The organism is Pedobacter sp. (genome assembly GCF_035317785.1).
Classification (GTDB): domain Bacteria; phylum Bacteroidota; class Bacteroidia; order Sphingobacteriales; family Sphingobacteriaceae; genus Pedobacter.
The window spans coordinates 1-24,559 of record NZ_DATHGC010000152.1 but is presented as its reverse complement, the minus strand read 5'-3'; the positions used below and the strand labels follow the sequence as shown (position 1 = coordinate 24,559).

Here is a 24,559-nt window from a genome sequence, read left to right as displayed (position 1 = left end):
CCGTTTAAACAAACTGTGCTTATGATTAAACGATGGCAATTCCCATGCCATCGTTTAATACTATACAAGATAAGCAATAGTCCTATATTGTTTTGCAACAATTATATTACTTATACAATCTAAATTCCGAAATCTGAAAATCCCCGCTTCCAAAATTAGAACTTACATTATATCTGTAATGAGTAAAAGCCTGCGGATTTGCTACAGCAAAATAAAACATTTTTTTATACCTTCCATCATCATTTGTCGCACCGCGGTCAGACATCTGATCATAAAAGTTTTTAGCCTGAGCGCGGGTATCGACTACTGTCCAGTTAATCCCGTCATTTGAGCCTTCCAGCGTCCAGTTTTTTGGATCCCTGTCAGGAGAATCATTGCCATTGCCTATGCCATAATATTTGATAATCGTTTCTGAAGGGAACTGAAACTGCATCCACCAGGAGCCACCCCAGCCCGGCAGGTAAAGCTTGGTTTCGACATTATTGTCAATGATTTTTAAAGATCCTTCATTTGCATTCGGACCGCCCCCATTATCCTTCGACACCTGAGCAGTAACCAAATTGGTTACGTTGGTAACTATCCCCTCTGTGGTCCCAAATTTCTCCAGTTCTACGACAGATCCTTTTTTAGTGGTCATTTTTAACTTAAATGGATTCAAGGTACCTACGCCATAGGTCATGACCGGCGATGGATCAACAGAAACTTCCTCCGGGCCAAACGTCCATTCAACAGCGTCTATTTCTGCCAGGGATGCCAGGCTAAATTTAACCTCATTTTCTACACCAGTTTTCACTGCGTTAATTTTCAGCACATCGTCAGGTTTAATATCAATGACCAGAAGCTTTCTTGCGGTAGCACCGTTTTCTGAAATAGCCGTAAGATCTACTTCATACCTTCCCGTAGCCAGAAAAATATGCTCAGGTGATACATCCGTACTCAAACTGTCGTCCCCGAATCTCCATTCCAGTTTCTTATAGTTCTCAGAGTTGTTCTCAAACTTGAAAGTAAAGGGATCATCTCCCGGTACGATTTCATATTTTACCAATGGCCTTTTGCCATCCACGATCTGCTCCTCAATTACATCCTTGGAATTGGAACAGGAAACCATTGCGGCTGCAAAAAAAAGATACAGTAGTGGTCTAAATAATTTTTTCATTAATTTGTTGATTTATATTTGCGTTGTAAAAAAAGTTCTCCCTTGAAACAACAAATACTGAAATTTAACCATCGACAGGCTATCCCTATATCCATACCTATTTGCTGAGTCCTTAAAGCCGCTCTGCAAAACGCAGACCAAATCAGTAAAAACCAGTACAAATAACGGGTTTAAACCGTTTTAGCTAAAGTTTGTAGGACGAATGTTACATTATTTTCATTTTGTATCTCTTATGTTACACAAATGATTAGGACCATGGCTTTAAACACACGAAAAGGCTGTTTATTGTCCTAAAACAAAAAAAAGATGGCTCCTTTTCAGGAACCATCGTCTTAATCAAAGATATGTGTTATAACTAACTTATCTGAAAAGTCTAAACTCTGATATCTGGAAACTTGTACTGGTCGTACTAAATACTGTGTTAACTGTCCATTTGTAGATTAAAAAGGGCTTCGGATTGGCCACAGCAAAGTAAAACATTTTCTTATACCGTTCACCATCAGTTTTCGCACCAAGGTCCGTCCTCTGATCATAAAAGTTTTTAGCCTGGGTCCGGCTATCCACAACTTCCCATGTCAGGTCATCATTAGAACCTTCCAGTACCCATGATTTCGGATCTCTGGATGGAGAATCATTACCATTACCAATGCCATAAATTTTAACCGTTTGCGGAGTGGTGTACGTGAATTTGAATATCACAGGAAGCTTAGCGCCTCCGATATAGGTCTTGGTTTCCAGGTTACCATCCACAACTTTTTGAGCTACCTCGTTGACATTTGTCGGGTTCGTCTGATTGGGAAAGAAAGCGGCGCCGGAAGTGATGTTCTCCGCAACTCCTTCAGGTGTTACAAACTTGGAAAAGTTAATCACAGACCCCTTGCTCGAGGTAATTTTAACAGAAAAACTATTAAAAGATCCTGGAGCATACGTTCTGGTTGGTGACAGCTCAGTAGATTTAACAGCCGGGCTAACCTCGGTAAAACTCCACTCAATCGATTGAATGACCAGGCCTTTTTTAGGTTCGGCCACAAATCTGATCTCGTTAGCGGTTCCTGTCTTTACCGCGCTGATCGCCACCACATCATCAGGACGGATATTGATCTTAACCAGCTTTTTAGCAGTAGTACCCGTCTCCCCGACAGCCGTTAGATTCACTTCAAATATACCTGTACTCAAATAAACATGTTTAGGTGAATCCTCGGTTGCAACGCTGTCATCTCCAAACCTCCATTGCAGTGACTTAAAACTTGTTGATTTGTTCTTAAAGTCGAAAGTGAAAGGGTCATCCCCATCAGTAATCTGGTAATCAACAAAAGGTCTCGCCCCCTCTTCATCAATCACCTCTACCCCGCTTTTATTTTTTGAACAGGATGCTATTGTGAGCGCAACAATTAGGAATGATATTGGCTTAATTAATCTGTTCATAGCCTTATTTTTTAGTTGTTTGTATTAGGTTGGTTAGTTTTTTTACTTTCTGGTAAAGATCAGACCTCTGAAGTCGTATTCCGCATTATCAAAATAGACCTTCAGTACCTGAATACCCTTCTTAAGTGTTACATCTGAACGGTTCGGCTGCTGATCTGAGTAACCGTTTCCGCTTGTTTTCTTAACCGTTATTGTTCCCCCCGTTATGTTGTTTATCCAGGAGAATACAGAAAATGACCTGATATCACTTGGAGAGCCAAATATGGCATTCATTTCATAGACACCGTCTTCCTCCACATCAACAGTATAGGTTAGCCACTCATTTGAGCCGACCCAGCCTACAGCAATATTATCAGGGGCAATGTCTACCTGATCAGGCCTTCTCATGTCACCGCCATCTCTTCCTCCATTGTCATGATACGCCACCCCCTCACCGCCAAGATCATAATGTGAAGCCGGTATAAGATCAGAAACTGCACCTACTGTTCCTTTAATAATAAAAGGTGAAGCCTTAAACGTAGCTCTTTTGTAGTAGTTAGGATCAATTGTCACAATCATTGTAGTTTGTGATTTACCCAGCTGAAATTTCGTCGGGTTATTCAATACCAGTCCCATTGCAAATTTCTTATTTGTTGCTCCGAATAATACCGCACTCGTTTTGATCGCAAGGTTAATCACCGATGAATTTTTTCCTGCTTCAAAAACTCCCTTTCCGTCTGTAATCTCGTACTGGTCTAAACGCAATGGAACGACATTGGTCAATGTTCCGGCAAGTATTGCCGCGTTCACAAGTTCGGTGCTTTTGGCGACATCAACAGTAAAAAGATTACCGGCCACTCCCGAAAGGGCCAGATCAAACTTGACGTTCAGATCCTGAGACCCCACTACAAAACCCGGGTTTTCACCTGGAGTCGGTAAATTTAAGACACTGTTTGGCGACTTGAAAGTGATATAGTGTACATCCTCCGGCTTCATAATTGTTCCGGTTTTAACTACCACAATAGTAGTAGTTTTACCTGTAACAACAGTATTTCCTTTTGCTGCACCCGACATTTTCACAACAAAAGCCAGGTTAGACCCATAACTTTTCTCTAAAAATGTACGGTTGACGAATAAATTAAAAGAAACACTTTTAACACCGTAGGCAATATTTATTGTCGGCGGAATAGAAAACGTTCCAGCCTCAAATGGCAGCGTACCAATAGGCAAAGTCTTATTGGCCACCAATGTAGCAACTGTATCGACATTACCTGCCAGCTGTACGGTAAATGCTTTGGTACTTGGACCATCAAAAGCAATCGTCACCGGAATCACCATTTCACTATTGTCAAGTGTATAGTTAGTTCCGCCGCCCTCAACCTCTATCTTGTTCACCAGGGAAAGCGCAATCTTATCGCCATCCTGAAGGGTGATCACATCAGCCAGGTCTTCCCTCTTACATGATGTGGTCAGTATAGTCATAATTGCCAGAAGGCACAACGACGAGTAAGTAAATATTTTTTTCATTTTGCAGTAGTTTTAAATAACTATTTATAAAAATATGCAAGTACCCGTTATCGTTACAGGTACTTACATATTAATTCTAATTTGAGATCCAAACCCTTCCGTCAAGGCCCCAGATTTCCTGGCGCGCAATATTGAACCAGCTAAGCATCTGAGTTGGAATGTCTGAATTCTTAGGAACCAATGTTCCTAAATCGGTATTGCTTGGTGAACAGATCAGGTCGCTGAACTGCTCCCAATTCCGGGTTCCCTGCAGGGTAAAATCAGCAGCTACAACACTTTGATCTTTCATAATGTCACCGGTTCCTTCATTCATAGGCCAGTAACCTACCACCCATTTCCACTCCGGATGACTTGAGTCTATAGACGTTTCACATGCATATTGCTTAATGAGAGCTTCTGGAAGTGCTATCGCCCATATTCTCAGTTCCGCAAGCTGAACGTTAATATAGCCTTTACCTCCGTCGATCTCTCCTGTTTGAAATCCTACCCGCATTGGCGCGTTATTGTCAAAGTTAGGGACACCATCCATCGCAAAATCATCCATATTCGGATTTGAAGTCGAACCACCGTTCTGGTTAGTTACTCCTTTTATTCCGTCAGTATATAATCTTAAATACCTTCTTCCATCTGTTTTCTTTTCAACTGTAAAAGTCAGGTCATGCCAGGTGTCACCGCTGAATTCACGGCCGGCAACTTCATCTCCGTTGATATTATCAGTACCACCTTGTTCCAGAACTCTCCATCCATTGTAGAATAAGCAGATATCCCAACCAGGATTTCCCGGAGCCGTACTGCCACCCCAGCCAACATTATTTCTTTTACCTAATATAGATGGCCACTGGTACCAGTATTTACCGCCGCCGGTATCCTTTGGTGATCCCTTTTTTATTTTCACTGAAACTGTAAAGTCGCCCTGACCGAAATTATAAATGGACGATTGTGCCGGGCTTACCAAACCCTGGGTTTTTTCCGGATCACCTAAAAATCTGACCGCTTTCCCTGTAAAAGTATTCCCTAAAAATGGCTTGCCGACAAATGTTGGTTTAAAGCTCGCGCTGTGAAATATGGTAAAAGTATTTGCATTGGTATTACTGAAAAGTGTCTTGTCATCCTCAGCCGGAGGAAGTGCAAAAGCACCACCCCTGTTGGAAGTCACAATAATTAACCAGTTCTCTTTATTATAAGTCGCTCTTCCTTTTATCGCATCAACCAGCTCACCCACCCTCTTATCAAAATCAACAATCGCAGCCTTGTATTCCGGAAATTTATTGTCAAAACCAACAGCTGTTCCCGCCTTCTGTATTGCGGAAAATTCTCCGACAACAACAGCTGCCGTATCAGTCTTTAGGAACTGCACCATTCTGTTTTTCAGCAACTCATCATCAGCTGCAAGTTCAGACACATCCAATCCATCAGTCAGCTTATCTTTAAAACCAGCTGAAGTTGCAAAAGACGCAACACGAAGCTTAGGATTGATCACCTTCATGCGCTTAAAGATCACAGGGTAATCAGCAAGCTTATTGCCGGCGAAGTCCTCCGTTAACACATTGTGCTTCTCCTTTTTTACACCCGTCATCATATCGGCCCAGTTCGTCGCATTGTTCTGTGTAATGTCACCCAGAGAGTTCCAGGAGTAAATCGCATTACTCAGCAGTCCCTTTATACGATCTGTAGCAGCATCCCTCACAGACGCACCACGGGCACCATCGGCAATAATATAAAGTACCTTTGGTACTCTATAATCCACATCGGCACTATTCTCAGGCGCATCCGGAATCACCTTGTCAAATTCTTTGTTACAGGATGAAGCCAGAACAAGTAAGAAAAGTGCGGCTGCTCCAATGCAGGATTGAACTTTAAAATTTTTCATGTTCCTTAATTTATTTTTCATTTGGTTTTTTCTAAAACTATATATCGTCATCACACACATTTTATTCTAAGGTTACCCTTACCATATTATTGGTGATCTGGTTGTCAAATAAAAAGAAGCGGCCAACCAGTAATAACGCCCGCTTATCATCAGTAGATTTTGTTTCATATACATCATAAAGCTGACCCTGCAAATTACCAATGGTATTGTATCCCACAGCAAGGTCACCTTTCAGGTCTGTGATCAGGAAGCCGTTTCTGGCCGCACCATCATACGTCTTAAACTGACCTGAAATGACACCAAGACCATCATTTAAAAGTTTACAAAAGACAGGAATGTCACCTTCAAATGTTTTGGCGGTAAATGTTTTATCTACCGAACCATCATAATTTAGCAAAACCATATAAGGAGCAGTTTCTCCGTTGAACTTTTTAAACCTGCCTACAGCTAAATATCTATTTAAAACTGCATTATAACTTACAGTAGCGATACCATCATCAGCACCTTGCTTACCAGGATTAAACGACTGATCTATCGAACCGTCAGCATTCAACCTGACAATGTTTCCAAAAGTGGCATCATCAAATTTGGTAAATAATCCATAAACCAGGATCTTCCCGTCGCTGTGCATTATTGTTTTTATAGGGCCATTGGCAGCAGGCAAGCTTCTGCCAAGTTCACCCGGTCTATAACCTGGTGCATTTGCATCAAATCTCCAGGTCCTGTCCAGCGATCCGTCAACGTTCAATTTAGCCAGCTGCCTTACATCAACAGTATCTATCACCACACTATCCTTGTATTGATAAGTAGGCTGATCATATCTGCGGGACAGGTAATAGCTAAAATCACCGCTAATGATCAGTTGCCCGTTTGAAGGATACACATTGGTAATAGTTCCGTTGGTACCCCCGTTAAACCTTGACACATACTTTGTCTTGTGTTCATAGGTATCAACAGCTACCGTATCTATCTGTCCCTGAGAGCTCAGCTTTGTAATGTTACTGAGCCCGTCACGCTGCGCATACCCGCCGAAGCTACCGACAATATACCAGTTGCTGTTTACGATAGCCATGTCGAACAATGGTCCGTTAGCACCGGTTCCCGAACCCAATGAACGGTCATAGGTCCCATCAGGAAATGTTCTTGCTATCTTGTTGATGCGTTTCACCAGGCCTTTGTTGTCAAAATTTGTGAAATCACCCAAAAACAGCACGTTTCCGCTTGCTACGCCTATAGCCCTGTATATAGCACCGTCGGTACCATTCACTACTTTATAGGTAAAGTCCTTTTTAACTTTTCCCAATACGGTAAAATCAGGACCAAATACCACCTGCCCGCCGACAACAAACGAAGTCACGCCCGAACTTGCCCTGTTAGGCACTACCGCTGTGATTCCTTCAGCGTCGACTGTCTTAATTACAGCGTTTTCACCGTTAAACAAAAACTTCAGCGTGGCTTTATGCTGTTCAAGTCCCGAAGCTTTAATCCTTACTTCGACGCCCGCCTCTCCCTCGGCCGGTGCAGGCACTTGCTGCTGGTTCACTATAATTCCCAATCCCGCTTTGCCACCTTCATAAGGATCGTTAAAAACCTCATCTTCTGTACCCTTACAACCGCCGATCAGCGCTGCAAGCAGAATGACTAATAATCCGGTATATCTAAATTTCATAATCTTTTATTAAATTATTTCCAAAAACATTTATCCTTATCTGTTAAAAGCTACATCTATCCAAAAATCATCGCCGAAACCATACATATCTCCCAGCGGGCTGACGAACACTTCACCAATAGTTGTCAGGTTGCCGGCAATTGCCAGTACATGCACCACACCGTTGGTAGGCTGAACATCTGACGTTGCCACGGCTGCTGTATAGAAAAGACTTTGGTCAGGATTTGATACATCCCGTACATATGAAATGCAGAGCTGACGATATCCGGTGTATTTAACACCATTAACAGGATTAAATACCACACCGATATTACAAAGGTCACTATTCCATGTAGTATAAAATCCACCAGGGTGCAATTGTTTCAATGTGAAGTCAATCTGAGGGTAATCCTTTAGCACATTCTTTCCTTTAAACACATACCGCAGCATGTATTTTCTCCAGATCGTTCCCGGAACATCGGTAAACGTCTTTATTGTATCCTTGCCCTGATTAAACAAAAACTGGTTCAATCCATTTATATAAGGATCATTGGGGAAATTTGGCCTTCCGCCTACACGGCCTATCGTACGTCTGATCACTTCATCTGTCGGACAAAAGAAAGTGATTTCCTCATTTGAAAACATATCCTCTAGTCCCGCCAGTTTTACGATCTGTGCGATGGTATCAAATTTTGGATTGGACTGCAGGTATTGCAATACTGTCCCATTAAATTTTGGATCAGCCTTTCCACCGTCCTGATAGTAATCGTCTTGCTTGCAGGATGCCACCATCATCGTCAGCAGGACTGAACAAATTGCGACCGGCTTAATATATCTTTTTATTGTACTTTTCATGTTCGTTATATCAAATTAATTAAAGACCAGTTCCAATCCAATAGTTGTTCAATGTCATATACGGATTATTTGTCAGGGCAGATTCATTAATCGGCCAGGTCCAGCCCCCCCTGTTGAATTTATCTGAAGTTAGCGGATTGTCAGTAAACTGTTTGCTCAATACCCGTCTGGTACGTACCAGGTCAAAATAACGGCTTCCTTCGCCCATCAGTTCTTTAGCGCGTTCCCAGAAGATCGCTTCTTTAAGCCCGCTATATGGATTAGCCGGATATGCCGCTGCCCCCCTCATTACCCTCAGTTCATTCAAAACAGTTGTCGCATCTGCGTCATTACTCAAATTGGCAAGTGCTTCCGCACGCAGCAGGATGGCATCAGAATAGCGCATGATGAGGTAAGTGTTATCCGGGTTCAAATCCAGGTCAGGACGGTTGGCATCAATAAATGTATTCAAAGCGAACTTTCTAAGCTGAAAAGTCTCTGGATTTTGATCAAAAGGAGCAACAAACCATACGACCAAACGCTGATCGCCGGAATCACCGCCATAAAGCTTCATCATATAGTCTTCAGTGAAAACATTAAAGCTGTACCTGTGCGTATACTCCGGTTGTTTATAAGGAAAGTGAATAAACGCATCACCAAAAGGAGAATATGCGTACGACTGCTCAAAAGGATTGTTCAAATCATTATTGTAGTTCAGCGTTCTGAACAATTCAAACAAACTCTCTTCCGAACGGCCCTTAGCAACAGTAGCCCATTCTGTCAGCGGCAGCAAACGGAAAGCACCGCTCTTCATGATCTCCTCACCCAAAATTGCCGTCTCTGTCCAGTATGCATTTCTGTTTGGCAGATCAAAACCTGCGTTCCACATGTTCATGTTCATTAAAAGGCCAATAGCAGCACCCTGAGTTGCCCTGACACCCCGCAAAGAAGGATCAGTCATAGTAAGCGGCAGGTCCTTATAATTTGGTTTTAAATCAGCAATGCATTTAGTAATTACTGAAACCATGTTTTCTCTAGGAAGCGGATCTTTTTGGAAAGCCTTGGTATAATAGATCACATCACCGTAAAGACGAACCATAGTTAAGTAACAGAAGCAGCGTATAAACTTAGCCTCAGCGATATAACGTTTAGTCTGCTGTTCGTTCAGCGCAGGAATTCCTTCCTCTAACTTGCTAACTAAAATGTTAGCCGACTGAATCACTCTATAGTACTCGTTCCAAATGGTAAGGTCCCAGAATCTGTAGCCAGCCCATGGTGTTTGGTTTGGCGGAGGAGTATTTCTAACCGCCTCCAGCAACGTACGGTCGTTGACTGTAGTAATCGGTATACTCTGTTTTTCAGTATTGCCGTTTGGATTTGGTGCTATCCTGGTATGTCCGCCAAGCCTTGCCGTTCCATAACGGCCCTCTCCTCCCTGCACCGCAGGAACCACTTCTCCTGAACGAAATTCGCCGGTAGCCCCTGCAAAAGCAGTTCTTGTGTACTTGTCGAACAGCATCCCGTACATATCCGTGATATTGGCTTCAATGTCCTCCGTGCTCTGGTAAAAATTGTTACCTGTCAGCTTATCAATCGGCGTGATGTCCAGGAACTTTTTACAGCTGTATTGTGAAGCGCTTACAACGATTAATAAGCAAATAATTACTTTTTTCATGTCTTATCTTTTTTTGACTTCAATTAAAATTCTACGTTCAAACCAAATGTGTAAGAACGCGGTACCGGATAACCACCTGATCCGTCACGTCCGATCGCTGTTACGTTCTCTGCATTCGGACCTGAGTATTTTGAAAAAGTTACCAGATTCGATCCTGACAGGTATGGACGTATAGAATTTACCCCAAGACGTTTGGCCAGTTTTTTATCAAATGTGTAGGCTAAAGTGATCTGATTAATTTTAAAATAGCTTCCTTCCTCCTGCCATAAGGTCTGCTCATACCTGAACGGCTGCGCATAAGCGTTATGCACATAATTGTAAGCATTACCAAATTTCGCAATATCTCCCGGCTGCGCCCATACGTTCAGGTCATTAATTGGAACCACTGCCTTTGTGCCATTTCCAATGATACCATCTTTAATCCCATAAGGATCATTAAGCAATCTCAGCCTGTCTGCCAGCGCATTGTTCAGGATAGAACGCTTAGCTGTAAAAGTAGAATAGATATTCAGCGTCCATGCAGCACCTGAAGCTTGTGTATAGCTCAGGGTATTGGATAAACCACCAGTTAAAACCGGCTGTGTATTTCCAGTCACCTGTAAATCCCTGCGATCCAGCACATAATCACCATTTGCATCATAGAATATAGCATCCCCGGCCTCAAACGCATTCCTATAATCATTCGGAGTGTCGTTGCGGTACCTCAGACCAGTAATCGGGTCAATCGGTACATCCGATGTGTTTGAGTAAACGCCCTGATTGATATACAGGTAGTTGGCCAGTGAATTTCTGCCTACCCTTTTAGCCAGATGCTGGAAGTAACCGCTATTCTCGTCAAACTCAATGTACTGACCATTGTATTCATCAGGCAGCTTAGTCAGGATATCTGTGTTCCAGGCACCATTCACAGAGACTGTCCAAAGAATCTTGCTGGTTTTAGGTAACGGACGGCTGCTTACCGAAAGCTCATAACCATAGTTGACAAGACCAGCATCATTACTGGTGAATTCATTGAAACCTAAAGTATTAGACAATTTATTGGTAAACAACTCATTATCAACTTGTTTATAATAAGTATCAAAAATAACATCAAACTTACCATCAAACAGACCTACGTCAAATCCAAAGTTATATTGGGTCACACTTTTAGGTCTCAAAATTGGATTAGGGATCTTGTCGTAATTGATACCAACCCTAGGTGAATTGTTGTAAAATCCGTTTGGCGTATACCTGCCGTAAATATCTACCAATGAACCAACAGGATATATATTTTGTCCGGCAGTTAACCTCAAGTCACCATACGATAGCCATTTCATATCCTTCAGCCAGTCTTCTTTGAAGAAGTGCCATTTCAAACCAATAGAAGGATTTTTAGAATACGGATCATCACTACCACTTACCGACGTACCATCTATACGATAAGTGATGTCCATTACATATTTCTTTTTGTAGTCATACGTAAAAGCCGCAGCAAACGAAGCCAGTTTCTGATCCAGGAAACTTCCGCCCAAAATACCGCCGCCTCTGGAAAAGTAACCGTCATATCCCAGCGGTCCTTCAAACTGATCATTTGGTATCCGCTCCAGACGGGTCATCGCCGATTTACCATTTCTGATGTAGAACTCGTTGAACAGGTTGATAAAGAAGTTATGTTCCTCATTGATATCTTTCACATAAGAAAGACTGTTCCTGTTGTACAACTCTGATGTAAATGAATTGAAACGTTCCAGTTTAGCGAACTGAGAGTTCGCAGCAGCCGGAGTGAACTGATCCTTATGATCCTGATTGTATGAATAACTACCATTGGTAGTTGCGGTCAATCCGGGAAACAGCTCGTATCTGGCCTCCATATTGGCTTTCAAAAATTTTGGTCCTGCATCATTTCTAACCTCTAATGCAGACAGCACATCGCTGGTCGCCACAAAAAATGACGGACCGGGAAGTAATGACGAATTCTGTCCGTTATTCGCAACACCCTGCTGCAGCAGACCCAGACCATTACCGGTTTCTATACTCGATACCGATGCCAGGATCGCGCCATTAAAGCTCAGCCTCTCTGAAGGTTTGAACTCCATGTTCATGTTTAAACTATAACGGTCGAAACCAGTATTTTTGATGATACCTTTATTTCCATAATAACCGACGTTGGCTTTATAGTTGAATTTCTGATCACCACCATCCAAAGTCACGTTATGCGTCTGGTTGTAAGTATCCTGATAAAAGATCGCCTGCCAGTTTGTGGAGTTGTTGTAGAAAGCGTTCAAACTGTCCGACAAAAACGGAGTCCTGTACAGCAGATAGTAATCAGCCAACGTTCTGTAATCAGCAATCTGTTTCACTTTTACAGCACGTTCCGCGGCACCACCCAAAGTCTCACGAAGTTTAGGCGTTTTACTCAGGTAAAAGTTTCCGGTATAACGTACTCTTGGTGTTTCCGACTGACCACGGATGGTCTGGATCAGAATTACACCATAAGCACCCCTTGAACCATACAGTGCAGTAGCTGTCGCATCTTTCAATACCTCAATACTCGCGATATCTTCCTGAGGGATCAGTGACAGCGGGCTCACACCGGAACCTTGCTGCTGGAAACCAAACTCTGAAGCCTTATCTGCATCCATCGGCACACCATCTATTACATATAAAGGTGAAGTCGGCTGCAAGAAAGTCTCGTTACCAGATCCTGTAGTACTGATGGTAGAAAGACCACGAATATTCACAGATCCACGCAGACCCGGAGCACCCGTATTGTTCTGAATGTTCAAACCAGCAACCTTACCCTGAAGCAGCTGCTCCACGTTGGCCACCGGTACATCCTGTACCTCTTTACCCGTTACTATGAATGACGAACCGGTAGTTTGATCACGGCTCCTTTTTTGGTAACCACGAATTACCACCTCGTTCATCGTGGTTTTAGCTTCAGCAAGGGGCACGGCAACTCTGGTTTGTCCGGCTGCCAGCTTTACTGTTTTAGTTGTATATCCCTGATAAGTGATGGTCAAAGTTGCTCCGTCATCCACAGAAACAGTCAAAACGCCATTTCCATTAGTCTGACCAAGCCCCTTCAGCGGCTGCCCTACAAAGACACCTGCACCAGGCAAAGTCTCCTTGGTCGCTGCGTCTGTTACGGTTATCGTAACAGTCCTTTTAGTTTGCGCTATCAAATCTTTGCATATAAATACGCAGCTGAAAAAAATTGATAGCAAAATAATATGTTTTCTCATTGTATTAATTTTTATCATTAAGATTCTAGTCGTTTGTGAACTTAGGGTTTACAGTCTTGAAGTGGAATACAATCTCCCAGTCTCCCTTTTCAAATATTCTGAAGTTCTGCGCGATAACAGCTGTCCTGCGGATGTTACCAAAACCTATACGTGAATAACTAAATTCAACGTGGGCTTCAAGACCCTGACCCGTTGGTCCGCCATTCGTATACTTGGTCGGAATTCCGGGCGCTACAGGAATCGGATAAGCCACATCATATTGCACGTATTCTGGCATCATTTTCTTGTTAAAGCCATGAACCAGCTCGTCCCATCTGGTTTCGTTAAATTTCGCAGGATTAATGGCCGCCGAATCTTTATTTAAAAACTTAAATCTCAATGTATTTCCAGTACCTCCCGGAACCTTACGTATGTATAAATAGATCAGCCCTTTTGCTGCATTGGTGGGGTCATCCATTGGCTGATTGGTAGACTCACCAGTCATGCCGGATACTGACTGAACAAACTGGCGTTTCAAAGCTTTTCCAGAGGGCGTGGTCGTATTTGGCAGGCCGGTGAACTGGTTGATGTCGTCACTCGGCTCGTAGGGTACATCTACCCTAAAAATCAGAGATAAATCTTTGACCACCATTGAACCGCCTGAATTGCTCACCCTTACATCAAAATACCTGATGTCCTGAGGAAACACAACAGTATCAGCAGGCTTAAAAAGATCCCTTGTAGAACTCGGCCACACGATGAGCTCACCAGATTCTCTGATTTCCACAACAGAACGGCTTTCCACATGCCTTTTGGCTTCAATTTCAGCCAGGTTGGTTTCCTTGCCGTTATATTCAGCATTCCATACCAGTACATCTCTTTTAGTAAGGATGTCATTCGCATCTCTACCGTCACCAAAGTGCGGGTTGATCAGTTCAAACTTCATTGGAAAAGACGAGTTGTCCGCGTTAAGTATGCCCCTATAATTGTACAATCTGCCCAGTTTAGGTTCAAAGATCTTTGTGGTATAACTCAACTTAGTACTCAAATAGTCCTTTTCGTCCGGCACATCAAATATCTTCCTGCATCCGGAGAAAGTAACCACGGCAGTCAATAAGATCAGTGCATTATATTTTATTGCGTTTTGCATATCATTCTTTAATTTAAATACCCCTTAACTTAATCAAAAACTTCTCTGTAATTCAGCGACCATTCAGATATCTGGAACAAATTATCTCCAAGATTACTTACTACTGTCAGCCTGTAATATTTATAGGCAACAGTATTAGGAAAATCGTAGATCTTAGTTTCAAAACGTGAATTGAAATCCTGGTCCTGACGGGTATCCAGCTGAACCCAGTTGGTTCCGTCCAGTGATCCCTCAAGAACCCATGCTTTAGGATCTCGGTTTTTAACATCATTTGCAGACGATACCGTGTATACATTGGCTACCTGCGGCCCGCTATAGAAACTATAAGTTATCTTGATCGGGTTGTTGTTGCCTTCAAGAAATCTTGCGATAAACTTCGTCAATATATTATTGTCAAACAGCTTATCAATCCGCTCACCGCCTGATACCTGGCCATCTTCATAAGTTCCGTTAAATTTAACACTAAAAGGTTTTGGAAGACCCGGATTTTCAACCAGCGCTTTTTTATATGCAGCCATATCATCCAAAATAAGATTCTTCGGCGGCGGGATCAATGTCAGCCTTCTGGAAAACTCGTCAAATCCGAATACATGGTCAGGTTCCAGCAAATGCACCACACCATTCTTCGCCTGAATATTAACAGAACTTGTGCTGGTTGTAGCCCAGTTAGGTACAAACACACTTCGTTTGGTGTTGGCAAATTCTATGACTTCAGACCCACCATTTTGCCATCCCTGCGCATCTGCATATAAACGTCTTCCATGCATAGGAAAAGCACTGCGTGCAGCAATCAGCGCCCGTCCGTCACCAACGGAGAAATCAGCCGATTTAAACAGACCCCTTATGATATAACGGGACACCATAGTATCCAGGTTCATACTGTCTGCTTTCTTTTTTGCAAGGTCCCTTTTAACAGATGTGGTACCGACAACGATGTCCTTTAAGAACACCGCATTCTTATTTTGTGCCCTGCGGATATTATTTAAGTTCAGTAAAGCCGTTTGAAAACTGCTGTTAGAAGGCGCAAACAAAGTGACGCTGCTATCTGTAAGATAACTTTTCATCTTAAATGCGTCGATAAGGAACAATAAGGAATCATAAACCCCCGCTTTACTTTTTAAATAGTCATACATATTTAAATCAGTACCGGTATTGATATTTTCCTGTTTGTAATAGCCGGACTCTCTCTTACATCCAACTTGAAATATCAGTGCACCTAACAACAATGCGACTAAATATTTACTGTAAAAATTTGATCTTTTCATGTCTATAAATGCTTGGTTATTTCCAGTATGGATTTTGAGTTAATTTAGGATTCTGGGCCAGGATACTTTTAGCTATCGGCCAGTAGATCCCTCCATTATTGATCAGTGCTACAAACTTCGGATCAGATTGTTTAATCCTCTGATACCTTACCTGATCATACCAGCGCTGTCCCTCGCCCATGAGTTCCTTTTGACGCTCTTTGAAAATAGCATCAACCAGGGCTCCGCTTTTCACCTCATTATAAGCCTGGTACGTATTACCCTCAGTAGCTGCGCCCACATTATTCACATTGTATCTCAACTGTCTGATGATGTTTAAAGCGGCAATCGCCCCTTGCCTCTCACCAAGCACAGCCAAAGCCTCAGCTCTCAGCAAAGTGACGTCTTCAAGCCTGGTGACGACGATCGTACTGGAAAATATCCTGAAAGTCGGGTCTGTAGATCCATCCTGCATGACTTTGATCTTACTGAAGATCGGATACTTGCCCTGATAATTGGTAATGTAACGATCAGAATGAGGTACACCTGTTGTATCAATATTGAACCTGGCATCATTGGTTTCTTTAAAGATGCCCAGGATCGAATCTTTTGTCAGATAAATATCAGGTAAAGCTTTGTTAACAACCGGTTCTGCCAGTGTCAGTGATTCAATGTTTCCGGTAAACGTAGCATCCTGGTGTCCCCATATGAAACCAAATCCAAGGATCTGACTGTTCTTTTTATCATAGAACAAACCATTACGCAGAGTTAAAAACTGTGTATCTGAATACCCAATACCACCTCTGCTGTAATTATCTGTTACAAATTTGGTATAAACAGACACGTCCGCATACTTACCCTGCCATGCGGCTACGTGAGCCAGCATGCTATATGCAGATATCTTTCTTACCAGCGCTCCGTTCCACCTTGAAGCAGACTCGTTGTAATATTGTCCCGGCTGTTGCTCATCATTGTTGCTATAGTTATAAGGCAGTACCTGAGCAGCCTCAAACATTTCCGCCTGAACAAACTCAAGAATCGCACGTCCATCCGATTTTGGCAGGTTTTCAAAAGAACCGTCACGGGAAGATGTAATGAACGGAACATCACCCCAGATCCTGACCATGTAGAAATAAGCGAAAGCTCTCAGGAACCTGACCTGGGCTACATCTACATCCATATTGTTCTGAATGTAGCGGGCGTCATTGTCGCGCACTTCATGTATACGTTCCAAAAAGATGTTGGCCGCATTTACAATGGCAAAAAACCTTCTCCAGTTTGAAAGCGCATCCACTACAGGATACTGGGCAGTCAGGTCATTGTTGATGATTGCTTTTAAATCCTGACGGATCGGACTTGCAAAACTACCCTTACGCACATCTCCGTAAATCCAATGGCCGTTATTGTCAGCCAATGCCGCTCTGGTCAACCCATAAACACCCATGATCCCGGCTCTGGCGTCCTCAATCGTATTCCAGTAATTCTCCTCATTTACCACACGGGTCGAGTTTACATCCAATGCTTTTTTACAGCTTCCTGCTAGCAGGGCAAAAAAGATAAGACTCAGCAAAATTATTTTTTTCATTTCCTCAATTTTAATTGGTACTTAAATATTATTCAGTTTAAGGCTAAGAATTAAAAATCCATTTTTACACCCAGTAAATAAGTTCTTGGTATCTGGATACCATAACCAGTATCGTAACCGGTATAATCTACCAGTTCCGGATCCTGACCTGTATACTTAGTCAATGTAAATACATTGTTTACGCTCGCATATACATAAATCCTCTTCACATTCGGAGAATTTTTCTTTACCATATCTGTTAAATCATAACCGAGGGAAAGCGTACGCAATTTCACAAAAGCAGCATCTTCAACAAAAATATCCTGATTTACCTGGTAAGGCGCTACTGAGCTCCATGGGTTATACAAGTTATATTTTGAATAATCCCCTCTTTTCTCCCAGAATGTGATCTCTCTTACAGAGTTGATGTTATTCAGACCCTCACGGTTTACGAAATCAAACTTATTTGACATTTCCTGGTTCACCAGCTGACGACCCAGGTTATAATAGAAATTCAAACCTAAAGTCCATTTCTTATAACTAAAATCATTGTTGAAACCACCCGATACAACTGGAAGCGCATGGCCCTGCAATACCCTGTCCTGGTTATCAATAATGTTGTCGTTGTTATGATCGGTCCATATCGGATCACCTGCTTTCAGGACAATACCATTATAGGTCAGTTTCTTACCGCCTACAGCAGGTACTTCATCATCAGTATTATAGATACCGGTGTTGTTCAATACCCAGTAACGATCCACAGCCTCACCAACTCTCAATAACCTGTCGCCAATAGCCAGCTCCGATAAGCCGTCCGGCAAAGCAGTAAGCTCATTGCGGTTGTAATTGATATTCAGTGATGAAGTCCATGAAAGAGTTTTTCCTGCCGGAAGAATTACTCCGCTTAAAGTCAGGTCAACACCTGAATTCTGGATAGCCATACCATTTTTTATAATAGCAGCATAACCATATTCAGCAGCCGACGGCACGCCCAAAAGCATGTTTTTATCTTCTTTCATATAAAGGTCAAGCGATCCGTTCACGCGGTTATCAAATAATGATGCGTCCAGGCCAATATTTGCCTGATCCGTGTATGCCCAATCGAGGTCATAACCAACACCCCCTGTGGTATAAGGACGGGTCATGGTTGAAATACCATTATATCCCGGACTGATTAAGTTTCCTGTAAACCCTGCAAAAGCAGTATATTGAGGGCCCTGCGCATAATTGTCAAAACTCTCATGTCTGCCCATACGGCCGGCACTTCCGCGCAAACTGAAGGTTGAGATCGTCGCGTCATCTTCAAAGAACTCCTTCTTCATATCCCATGCAGCCGAAAATATCGGAGAATAGAACCAGCGGCTGGTAGGCTGCTGAGTAGACGACCCGTCAGCACGAAGCATCAGGGAGACGGTGTATTTATCTTTAAACGAGTAAGTAGCTCTTGCATTTGCCGAGAGCAGGTTATTTTTAGTTTTATCTAAATACTTAAATACAAGTTGGCTTCTAAATACACTTGGAGTCAAATACTCTTCCGGATCACCAGCTTTTTTATTAGGATCAGAATACAGTAAGTTCAGCTTAATAAAGTCATTCGCTCCTTTATAGGCATATGCATATTGATACTTATAAGAATCAAATTGTGCCGACAAACCTGCCTGGAAATTAAATTTGCTGTCCTCATTTACTTCCCAGTCGTAAGATGCCACGTTATCAACAAACGTCCTTTGGCTGGTGCTAAAATAGTTGGATGCATAGTTGGTGGTCTGCAATAAAGTTCTCGGGAAGAAAATATCACGGTAACCTTCATTGTAGTCCGCTCCGGCTGTTGTGATCAGGCTGAAATTTTCAAAGTCCAGACCAACTTTCAGGTAACCCTGAATAGAATTCGTTTTGTTGTTGTCAAATCCTTTTTCAAATTCTGAAAGATATTGTCCGTATTTTTCCTTGTTCGGAGCCACCGGTGAACTCAGATCCGGTATATAATTTACCTGGGTAAGCCTGTCCCTTACATTTCTGTTGCGGTCACGGTCCACTATGCTGCCATTTACCATCGCACTAAAATTCAGCCAGCTGATTGGTTTCATATTGATCACGAAACGTGTGTTGTACCTTTCAACACCAGTTTCATCAGCTATACCTTCATTTTTAAGTGATCCCACACCAAAGCGGAAGTTTGCCCTGTCAGTTCCGCCGGCTATACTTGCGTTAACACCGTAAACCATACCATTTTTATAGTACATGTCATTCCAGTTTGCGGGCCCGTAATAAGCATTGTTCAATGAATCACTTAAATACAATGGATAAACATCATTACCTGTATAACTTCCGTTTCCGGTATACTTGTCATAAAACTGCCTCCTGAAATTATTCTCAAACTGACCGTTGACGGTAGTCACACCACCTTTAGTAGCCATCCCGACATAAGAATCAAAAGTGATCATCCTTTTACTGGACGCTGCCTTTGTAGTCAGCAAAATTACACCGTTAGCACCTTTAGGACCGTAAGCAGCAATGGCTGAAAGATCTTTCAATACCTCTACCGACTGAAGATTATCCATATTGATAATAGACAAAGGATTTATTCCCGGGCCTATTCTTTCAAATTTGTATTGCTGAATATCCAATGCATATGGATGCTCACTTGTCAGGGGCACACCATCTAAAATGATCAGCGGCTGTGACTGGAACAACTCACGCTGTGACAGCAGCGGCTGTGAAGTTCCGTGGATAAAGATGTTTTGAGCAGTACCAGGTTCGCCGGTTGGCTCCTGAACATAAACACCAGCAGACTCTCCCTTTATAGCCTGCTGCAAGGTAACAGCAGGAAATATAGAAAGTTTCTTAGGATCGAGACTATTGCCTTTCGACTCAAGTCTGTGCGTGATGGTCTTCTTAAGAGGTTTAATCCCAACAGCCGAAGTGTCTGTTGAAGCAGTATCCTTTTTAGAAGTATCCGTCTGTTGCTGAAAGCTTCCCTTCAGAGAGAAGTTATTCGAAACACAGGCTGACCTAGCCGTATTGCCGAAAGAGCATGTTGTTGTACACAACACACCCAGAAAAGTCATAGTTGCAATAATGCGCATAACAGATAATTAAGTATTAACTGATTGAAAACTGATATTTATTGATTGTATTGGATTCTATTTTAAATTATTAGATAAAAGAAATATCCTGTCCGCTATTTACTTGCAGCATGAACAACACTTTTAATTAATTTGAAATATTTTAAAACGTTTTAGCTAAGGTTTTTTACAAGTATTTACGCAAAAAAGCATAGCAACACCCCCAGGTATTACAAGACAGTGTTCAAGAAAATAATCGTGAGTTGGAGCGGAACGCTTACTCCATAGATTTTTAGTAAAATTTTGGTTCATAGTTTGGCTTAATTAGGTAAGTATTTGGTTTCCCGATAATCCCTCATGGTGCTAAATCGATTATCTGTAACAATAATACGAAAGAAATATTACAATCCAAATCTTTTAATGTTTTTTTTCTAAAAATATTGACAATACAACACCTTGTATTATAGCGTGTTATTTCCATGCCATCTTGAGCTACAACGATATCGTAATTTCTGTTCCAGAATAATCTTCCCGTCCGTATTTTTATCGCTGCAACACTTTATCAGCCATCCGTAATTATTACCATATAAATACCATAATATAACCCGATTAGTGAATGAAAATTTGTTATTTTGAAGAACAGAATAAAAGACAGGCCTTTTTACTAAAAAACAGACATGCCAGTTAAACCAAAAAAAGAAAGCAGCAATATCTTATCCATAGACATTGGCGGCACAAGTATAAAGGCTTGTATCCTTAGTCCTAAGGGCGATTTGTTATCAGAATTCAAAAAGATCCCTACCCCCGAAAATTCTAAACCCGAAGCGATCATCAAAGTGATCAGCGAACTGGTTGCCTTGCTGGACCAGGAATTCGGTAAGATCTCTGTAGGTTTTCCCGGCTATGTCAAATGCGGGATAGTACATACCGCCCCCAACCTGGCCAAAGACAAATGGATACAAATTGACCTTGCCCGGCAAGTCAGCGATCTGCTCGGATACCCTGTCAGGCTCATCAACGATGCAGACCAGCAAGCCCTCGGTATTGTCAGCGGAAAAGGATTTGAGATCGTACTCACTGCCGGCACCGGGTTCGGCACGGCGCTCGTATTCGACGGCGAACTCCTTCCCCATTTTGAACTTGCCCACTTCCCGGTATCCAAAACCAAAGACTACGACGATTACATCGGCACCAAAGCCCTGGAGAAGATCGGAAAGAAGGATTGGAATGACCGCCTGGAGCAGGTCATACAAACCTATAAAACAGTATTTAATTATGATACCTTATATATAGGTGGCGGAAACTCCAAACACATCGCCTTTGAACTGGACCATAACATTAAGCTCGTAACTAATAAAGACGGCATCAAAGGCGGTGCCAAACTTTGGGAAGTGGCTGAGAAATACCACGTTTACACCACACATCCCAGCAAAAAACCTGAAAATGAATAATAAATATACTTTAGGAATGATCGGTCTGGGCACCATGGGCCGCAATTTATTGCTTAACATGGCCGACAATGGATTTCAAGTAACAGGGTACGACAAAGATACCCGTATGCTGAAAAAACTCGAAGAAGACGGCAAAGCCCACAATTTAGTGGGGTATGAATCACTGGAAAACTTCATCCAAAGCCTGGAACTGCCAAGAAGAATTATGCTTCTGGTACCGGCAGGTAAAATTGTAGACAGCGTTATTGAAGAACTGCAGCCTTTGCTCGACAAAGGCGACATGATCATCGACAGCGGAAACTCCCACTTTACCGATACCAGCCGCAGAGCCACGGAGCTTGGCGACAAGGGAATCCATTTCTTTGGAATGGGCATCTCCGGAGGTGAAGAAGGCGCCCGTTTCGGGCCCAGCATGATGCCCGGAGGAGACAAAACAGCTTACAATGCAGTAAAACCGATCCTCGAAGCAGTATCTGCGAAAGTAAACGGCGATCCTTGTGTAGCCTATATAGGACCCGGCGCTTCAGGCCACTTCGTCAAAATGGTACACAACGGCATCGAATATTCCATGATGCAGATCCTCGCGGAGACCTACGATCTGTTAAAGAATGTACTGGGCTACGACAATGACCAGATCTTCAAAGTATTTGAAAAATGGAACAACGGCCGGCTAAAATCCTTTCTGCTGGAAGTGACCCGGGATATCTTTAAAGTAAAGGACGACAAAACCGGAGGCTTCCTCCTGGACCTCATCAAAGATGAGGCTAAATCCAAAGGTACCGGCAAATGGACCTCACAGGTTTCCATGGACCTGCAGCTGCCGATCCCGACCATCAATGAATCCGTAAGCGCAAGGGATCTTTCCAAATTCAAATCCCTGCGTGTGGCGCTGTCAAAGGCATTACCGCATCCCGCAGCTAAAATTGAAAACACGGCAGCATTTGAAGTTCAGTTAGAACAGGCACTTTATTTTGCCATGATTACCTCATACGCACAGGGCCTGCACCTGCTGGAAGCCGCTTCAAAAGAATTCAAATACGAACTGAACCTGAAAGAGATCTCGCAGATCTGGCGCGGCGGATGTATCATACGTGCAGTATTGCTCGAAGACATCTACCAGGCCTACAAAAAACAGCCGGACCTTCCGCACCTTTACGCAGACGAAAGCATCCAGAACCAGCTGCAGGAAATCATCCCGGGAACAAGGACAGTAGTGACAACGGCAATAAACAATGGAATAGCCATTCCCTGCTTTGCCTCTGCCCTCACCTATTACGATTCCCTCAGAACAGATAAATCACCATTGAACCTTACCCAGGCACAGCGGGACTTCTTCGGCGCACATACCTTTGAACGTATCGACGAAGAAGGCATATTTCATGCCGACTGGAACACAAACAATTAACAGACAACAACCTGCACATCACTGCAAACATAATAACATTCTGATGAAAACAAGCCTCAACGTTAATCCAACCATAATCGTAATCTTTGGTGGAACCGGTGACTTAAATTTGCGCAAACTTGCGCCCGCGCTTTATAACCTTTACGCTGAGGGTTACATGCCCGAAAAATTTGCCATCATAGGTACCGCCAGGAGGCCCCTGACGGATATTAAATTCAGGGAGACCCTTATGGACGGGGTGAACAACTTTTCACGTACCGGTAAAGTACACAAAGACAAATGGGAAAGTTTTTCCCAGAACATTCATTACAACCCGATCGATGTTAAAGATTCCGCCTCCTTTGATGAACTTAAAGTAACCATAGATAAATTTAAGGACGATTTTGGACCCGACACACAGATTGTGTATTACCTGGCGGTATCACCGGAACTTTTCCCGTCGATCGCCAAACGCCTGGCCAAATTCAAGCTGGCAGAAAATGAAGACAACTGCCGGATTGTAATAGAAAAACCATTTGGCAGGGACCTGGAAACCGCCCGTGAACTCAATGAATTGCTGAAAGAACGGTTCACAGAGAAACAGATCTACAGGATAGACCATTACCTGGGCAAAGAGACCGTTCAGAACATCATGGCCTTCCGCTTCGCCAACTCATTTCTGGAACCGCTCTGGAACAGAAACTACATCGATCATGTACAGATTTCAGTGACTGAACAGTTGGGCGTAGGCGACAGGGGCGGCTATTACGACGGATCCGGCGCATTAAGGGACATGATCCAGAACCACCTGCTGCAGCTGCTCTGCATCATCGGTATGGAAACCCCTATCAACTTCGATGCCGACGAGATCAGGGATAAAAAAGTAGACGTACTGAAAGCCATGCGTCCTTTCTCCGCCGAAGACATCCGTTTCAATACCGTCCGCGGGCAATATACCAAAGGCTGGATCAAAGGAGATGAAGTACCCGGCTACCGCACTGAAAAAGATGTGGATACGCAATCCAACACAGAAACATTTGCCGCCATCAAATTCTTTGTCGACAACTGGCGCTGGAAAGGCATACCATTTTATGTGCGTACCGGCAAACGCCTTGCACAAACCTCTTCATTGATCACCATCCAGTTTAAAGATGTACCGCACCAGGTCTTCCCTGCATCGGTAACCGAACACTGGCAGCAAAACAGGCTCATCATCAGCATACAGCCGGAAATGAGTATCCGTTTGCAGGTACAGGGCAAAAGGCCGGGCCTCGACATGACGCTAAACCCCGTCGATATGATCTTCGACTATAAAGGCACGTACACCAACGAGTCTCCGGAAGCCTACGAAACACTGCTGCTGGATGTCATGACCGGAGACCAG

General features: G+C 42.9%; 15 protein-coding genes. 3 read left to right on the top strand and 12 right to left on the bottom strand.

The window, feature by feature from the left end:
• Positions 1-106: 106 nt before the first annotated feature.
• The 12 genes from VK541_RS09585 to VK541_RS09530 all read right to left on the bottom strand — a co-directional run bounded on the left by VK541_RS09585 (position 107) and on the right by VK541_RS09530 (position 20,361).
• Positions 107-1,156 carry a PKD domain-containing protein gene (locus VK541_RS09585; protein WP_324369356.1) on the bottom strand — a complete coding sequence of 350 codons (1,050 nt, stop codon included), beginning with the start codon at positions 1,154-1,156 and terminating at the stop codon, positions 107-109.
• A gap of 360 nt (positions 1,157-1,516) precedes the next feature.
• On the bottom strand, positions 1,517-2,581 hold the full coding sequence (locus VK541_RS09580; RefSeq protein WP_324369354.1) for a PKD domain-containing protein: 1,065 nt from the start codon (positions 2,579-2,581) through the stop codon (positions 1,517-1,519).
• Positions 2,582-2,623: 42 nt separating this feature from the next.
• Positions 2,624-4,087, bottom strand: a complete 1,464-nt coding sequence (locus tag VK541_RS09575) for a hypothetical protein (RefSeq protein ID WP_324369352.1) — start codon at positions 4,085-4,087, stop codon at positions 2,624-2,626.
• Between the two features lie 76 nt (positions 4,088-4,163).
• On the bottom strand, positions 4,164-5,957 hold the full coding sequence (locus VK541_RS09570) for a DUF4983 domain-containing protein (protein WP_324369350.1): 1,794 nt from the start codon (positions 5,955-5,957) through the stop codon (positions 4,164-4,166).
• A gap of 61 nt (positions 5,958-6,018) precedes the next feature.
• Positions 6,019-7,626 carry a DUF5008 domain-containing protein gene (locus VK541_RS09565; protein WP_324369348.1) on the bottom strand — a complete coding sequence of 536 codons (1,608 nt, stop codon included), beginning with the start codon at positions 7,624-7,626 and terminating at the stop codon, positions 6,019-6,021.
• Positions 7,627-7,662: 36 nt separating this feature from the next.
• Positions 7,663-8,460 carry a hypothetical protein gene (locus VK541_RS09560; protein WP_324369346.1) on the bottom strand — a complete coding sequence of 266 codons (798 nt, stop codon included), beginning with the start codon at positions 8,458-8,460 and terminating at the stop codon, positions 7,663-7,665.
• 19 nt (positions 8,461-8,479) lie between these two features.
• Positions 8,480-10,114, bottom strand: a complete 1,635-nt coding sequence (locus VK541_RS09555) for a RagB/SusD family nutrient uptake outer membrane protein (RefSeq protein WP_324369344.1) — start codon at positions 10,112-10,114, stop codon at positions 8,480-8,482.
• A gap of 23 nt (positions 10,115-10,137) precedes the next feature.
• Positions 10,138-13,278 (bottom strand): SusC/RagA family TonB-linked outer membrane protein, encoded by a 3,141-nt coding sequence (locus VK541_RS09550; RefSeq protein WP_324369342.1) that lies wholly within the window; start codon positions 13,276-13,278, stop codon positions 10,138-10,140.
• Positions 13,279-13,363: 85 nt separating this feature from the next.
• Positions 13,364-14,467, bottom strand: coding sequence for a DUF5007 domain-containing protein (locus VK541_RS09545; protein WP_324369340.1), 1,104 nt, complete (start codon positions 14,465-14,467; stop codon positions 13,364-13,366).
• Between the two features lie 29 nt (positions 14,468-14,496).
• Positions 14,497-15,732 carry a discoidin domain-containing protein gene (locus VK541_RS09540; protein ID WP_324369338.1) on the bottom strand — a complete coding sequence of 412 codons (1,236 nt, stop codon included), beginning with the start codon at positions 15,730-15,732 and terminating at the stop codon, positions 14,497-14,499.
• 16 nt (positions 15,733-15,748) lie between these two features.
• A complete protein-coding gene (locus VK541_RS09535; protein WP_324369336.1) occupies positions 15,749-17,296 on the bottom strand; it encodes a RagB/SusD family nutrient uptake outer membrane protein in 1,548 nt (515 codons plus the stop codon).
• Between the two features lie 50 nt (positions 17,297-17,346).
• Positions 17,347-20,361 carry a SusC/RagA family TonB-linked outer membrane protein gene (locus VK541_RS09530; protein WP_324369334.1) on the bottom strand — a complete coding sequence of 1,005 codons (3,015 nt, stop codon included), beginning with the start codon at positions 20,359-20,361 and terminating at the stop codon, positions 17,347-17,349.
• 656 nt (positions 20,362-21,017) lie between these two features.
• Between VK541_RS09530 and VK541_RS09525 the strand changes: the two genes are divergently transcribed.
• The 3 genes from VK541_RS09525 to zwf form a co-directional block, all read left to right on the top strand.
• Complete coding sequence (locus tag VK541_RS09525) at positions 21,018-21,791, top strand: ROK family protein (RefSeq protein ID WP_324369332.1); 774 nt, start codon at positions 21,018-21,020, stop codon at positions 21,789-21,791.
• Positions 21,784-23,196, top strand: a complete 1,413-nt coding sequence (gndA, locus tag VK541_RS09520) for an NADP-dependent phosphogluconate dehydrogenase (RefSeq protein ID WP_324369330.1) — start codon at positions 21,784-21,786, stop codon at positions 23,194-23,196. The genes VK541_RS09525 and gndA overlap by 8 nt, the downstream gene beginning before the upstream one ends.
• Before the next feature lie 43 nt (positions 23,197-23,239).
• Positions 23,240-24,559 (top strand): glucose-6-phosphate dehydrogenase (gene zwf, locus VK541_RS09515; protein WP_324369328.1); only part of this gene is annotated, 1,320 nt, incomplete at its 3' end.

What these genes read in the sequence shown, in the direction of transcription:
- VK541_RS09585 (WP_324369356.1), bottom strand. Translation starts at nt 1,156, where the DNA reads ATGAAAAAATTATTTAGACCACTACTGTATCTTTTTTTTGCAGCCGCA.
- gndA (WP_324369330.1), top strand. Translation starts at nt 21,784, where the DNA reads ATGAATAATAAATATACTTTAGGAATGATCGGTCTGGGCACCATGGGC.
- VK541_RS09530 (WP_324369334.1), bottom strand. Translation starts at nt 20,361, where the DNA reads ATGCGCATTATTGCAACTATGACTTTTCTGGGTGTGTTGTGTACAACA.
- VK541_RS09565 (WP_324369348.1), bottom strand. Translation starts at nt 7,626, where the DNA reads ATGAAATTTAGATATACCGGATTATTAGTCATTCTGCTTGCAGCGCTG.
- VK541_RS09570 (WP_324369350.1), bottom strand. Translation starts at nt 5,957, where the DNA reads ATGAAAAATTTTAAAGTTCAATCCTGCATTGGAGCAGCCGCACTTTTC.
- VK541_RS09525 (WP_324369332.1), top strand. Translation starts at nt 21,018, where the DNA reads ATGCCAGTTAAACCAAAAAAAGAAAGCAGCAATATCTTATCCATAGAC.
- VK541_RS09545 (WP_324369340.1), bottom strand. Translation starts at nt 14,467, where the DNA reads ATGCAAAACGCAATAAAATATAATGCACTGATCTTATTGACTGCCGTG.
- VK541_RS09540 (WP_324369338.1), bottom strand. Translation starts at nt 15,732, where the DNA reads ATGAAAAGATCAAATTTTTACAGTAAATATTTAGTCGCATTGTTGTTA.
- VK541_RS09560 (WP_324369346.1), bottom strand. Translation starts at nt 8,460, where the DNA reads ATGAAAAGTACAATAAAAAGATATATTAAGCCGGTCGCAATTTGTTCA.
- VK541_RS09575 (WP_324369352.1), bottom strand. Translation starts at nt 4,087, where the DNA reads ATGAAAAAAATATTTACTTACTCGTCGTTGTGCCTTCTGGCAATTATG.
- VK541_RS09580 (WP_324369354.1), bottom strand. Translation starts at nt 2,581, where the DNA reads ATGAACAGATTAATTAAGCCAATATCATTCCTAATTGTTGCGCTCACA.
- VK541_RS09555 (WP_324369344.1), bottom strand. Translation starts at nt 10,114, where the DNA reads ATGAAAAAAGTAATTATTTGCTTATTAATCGTTGTAAGCGCTTCACAA.
- VK541_RS09535 (WP_324369336.1), bottom strand. Translation starts at nt 17,296, where the DNA reads ATGAAAAAAATAATTTTGCTGAGTCTTATCTTTTTTGCCCTGCTAGCA.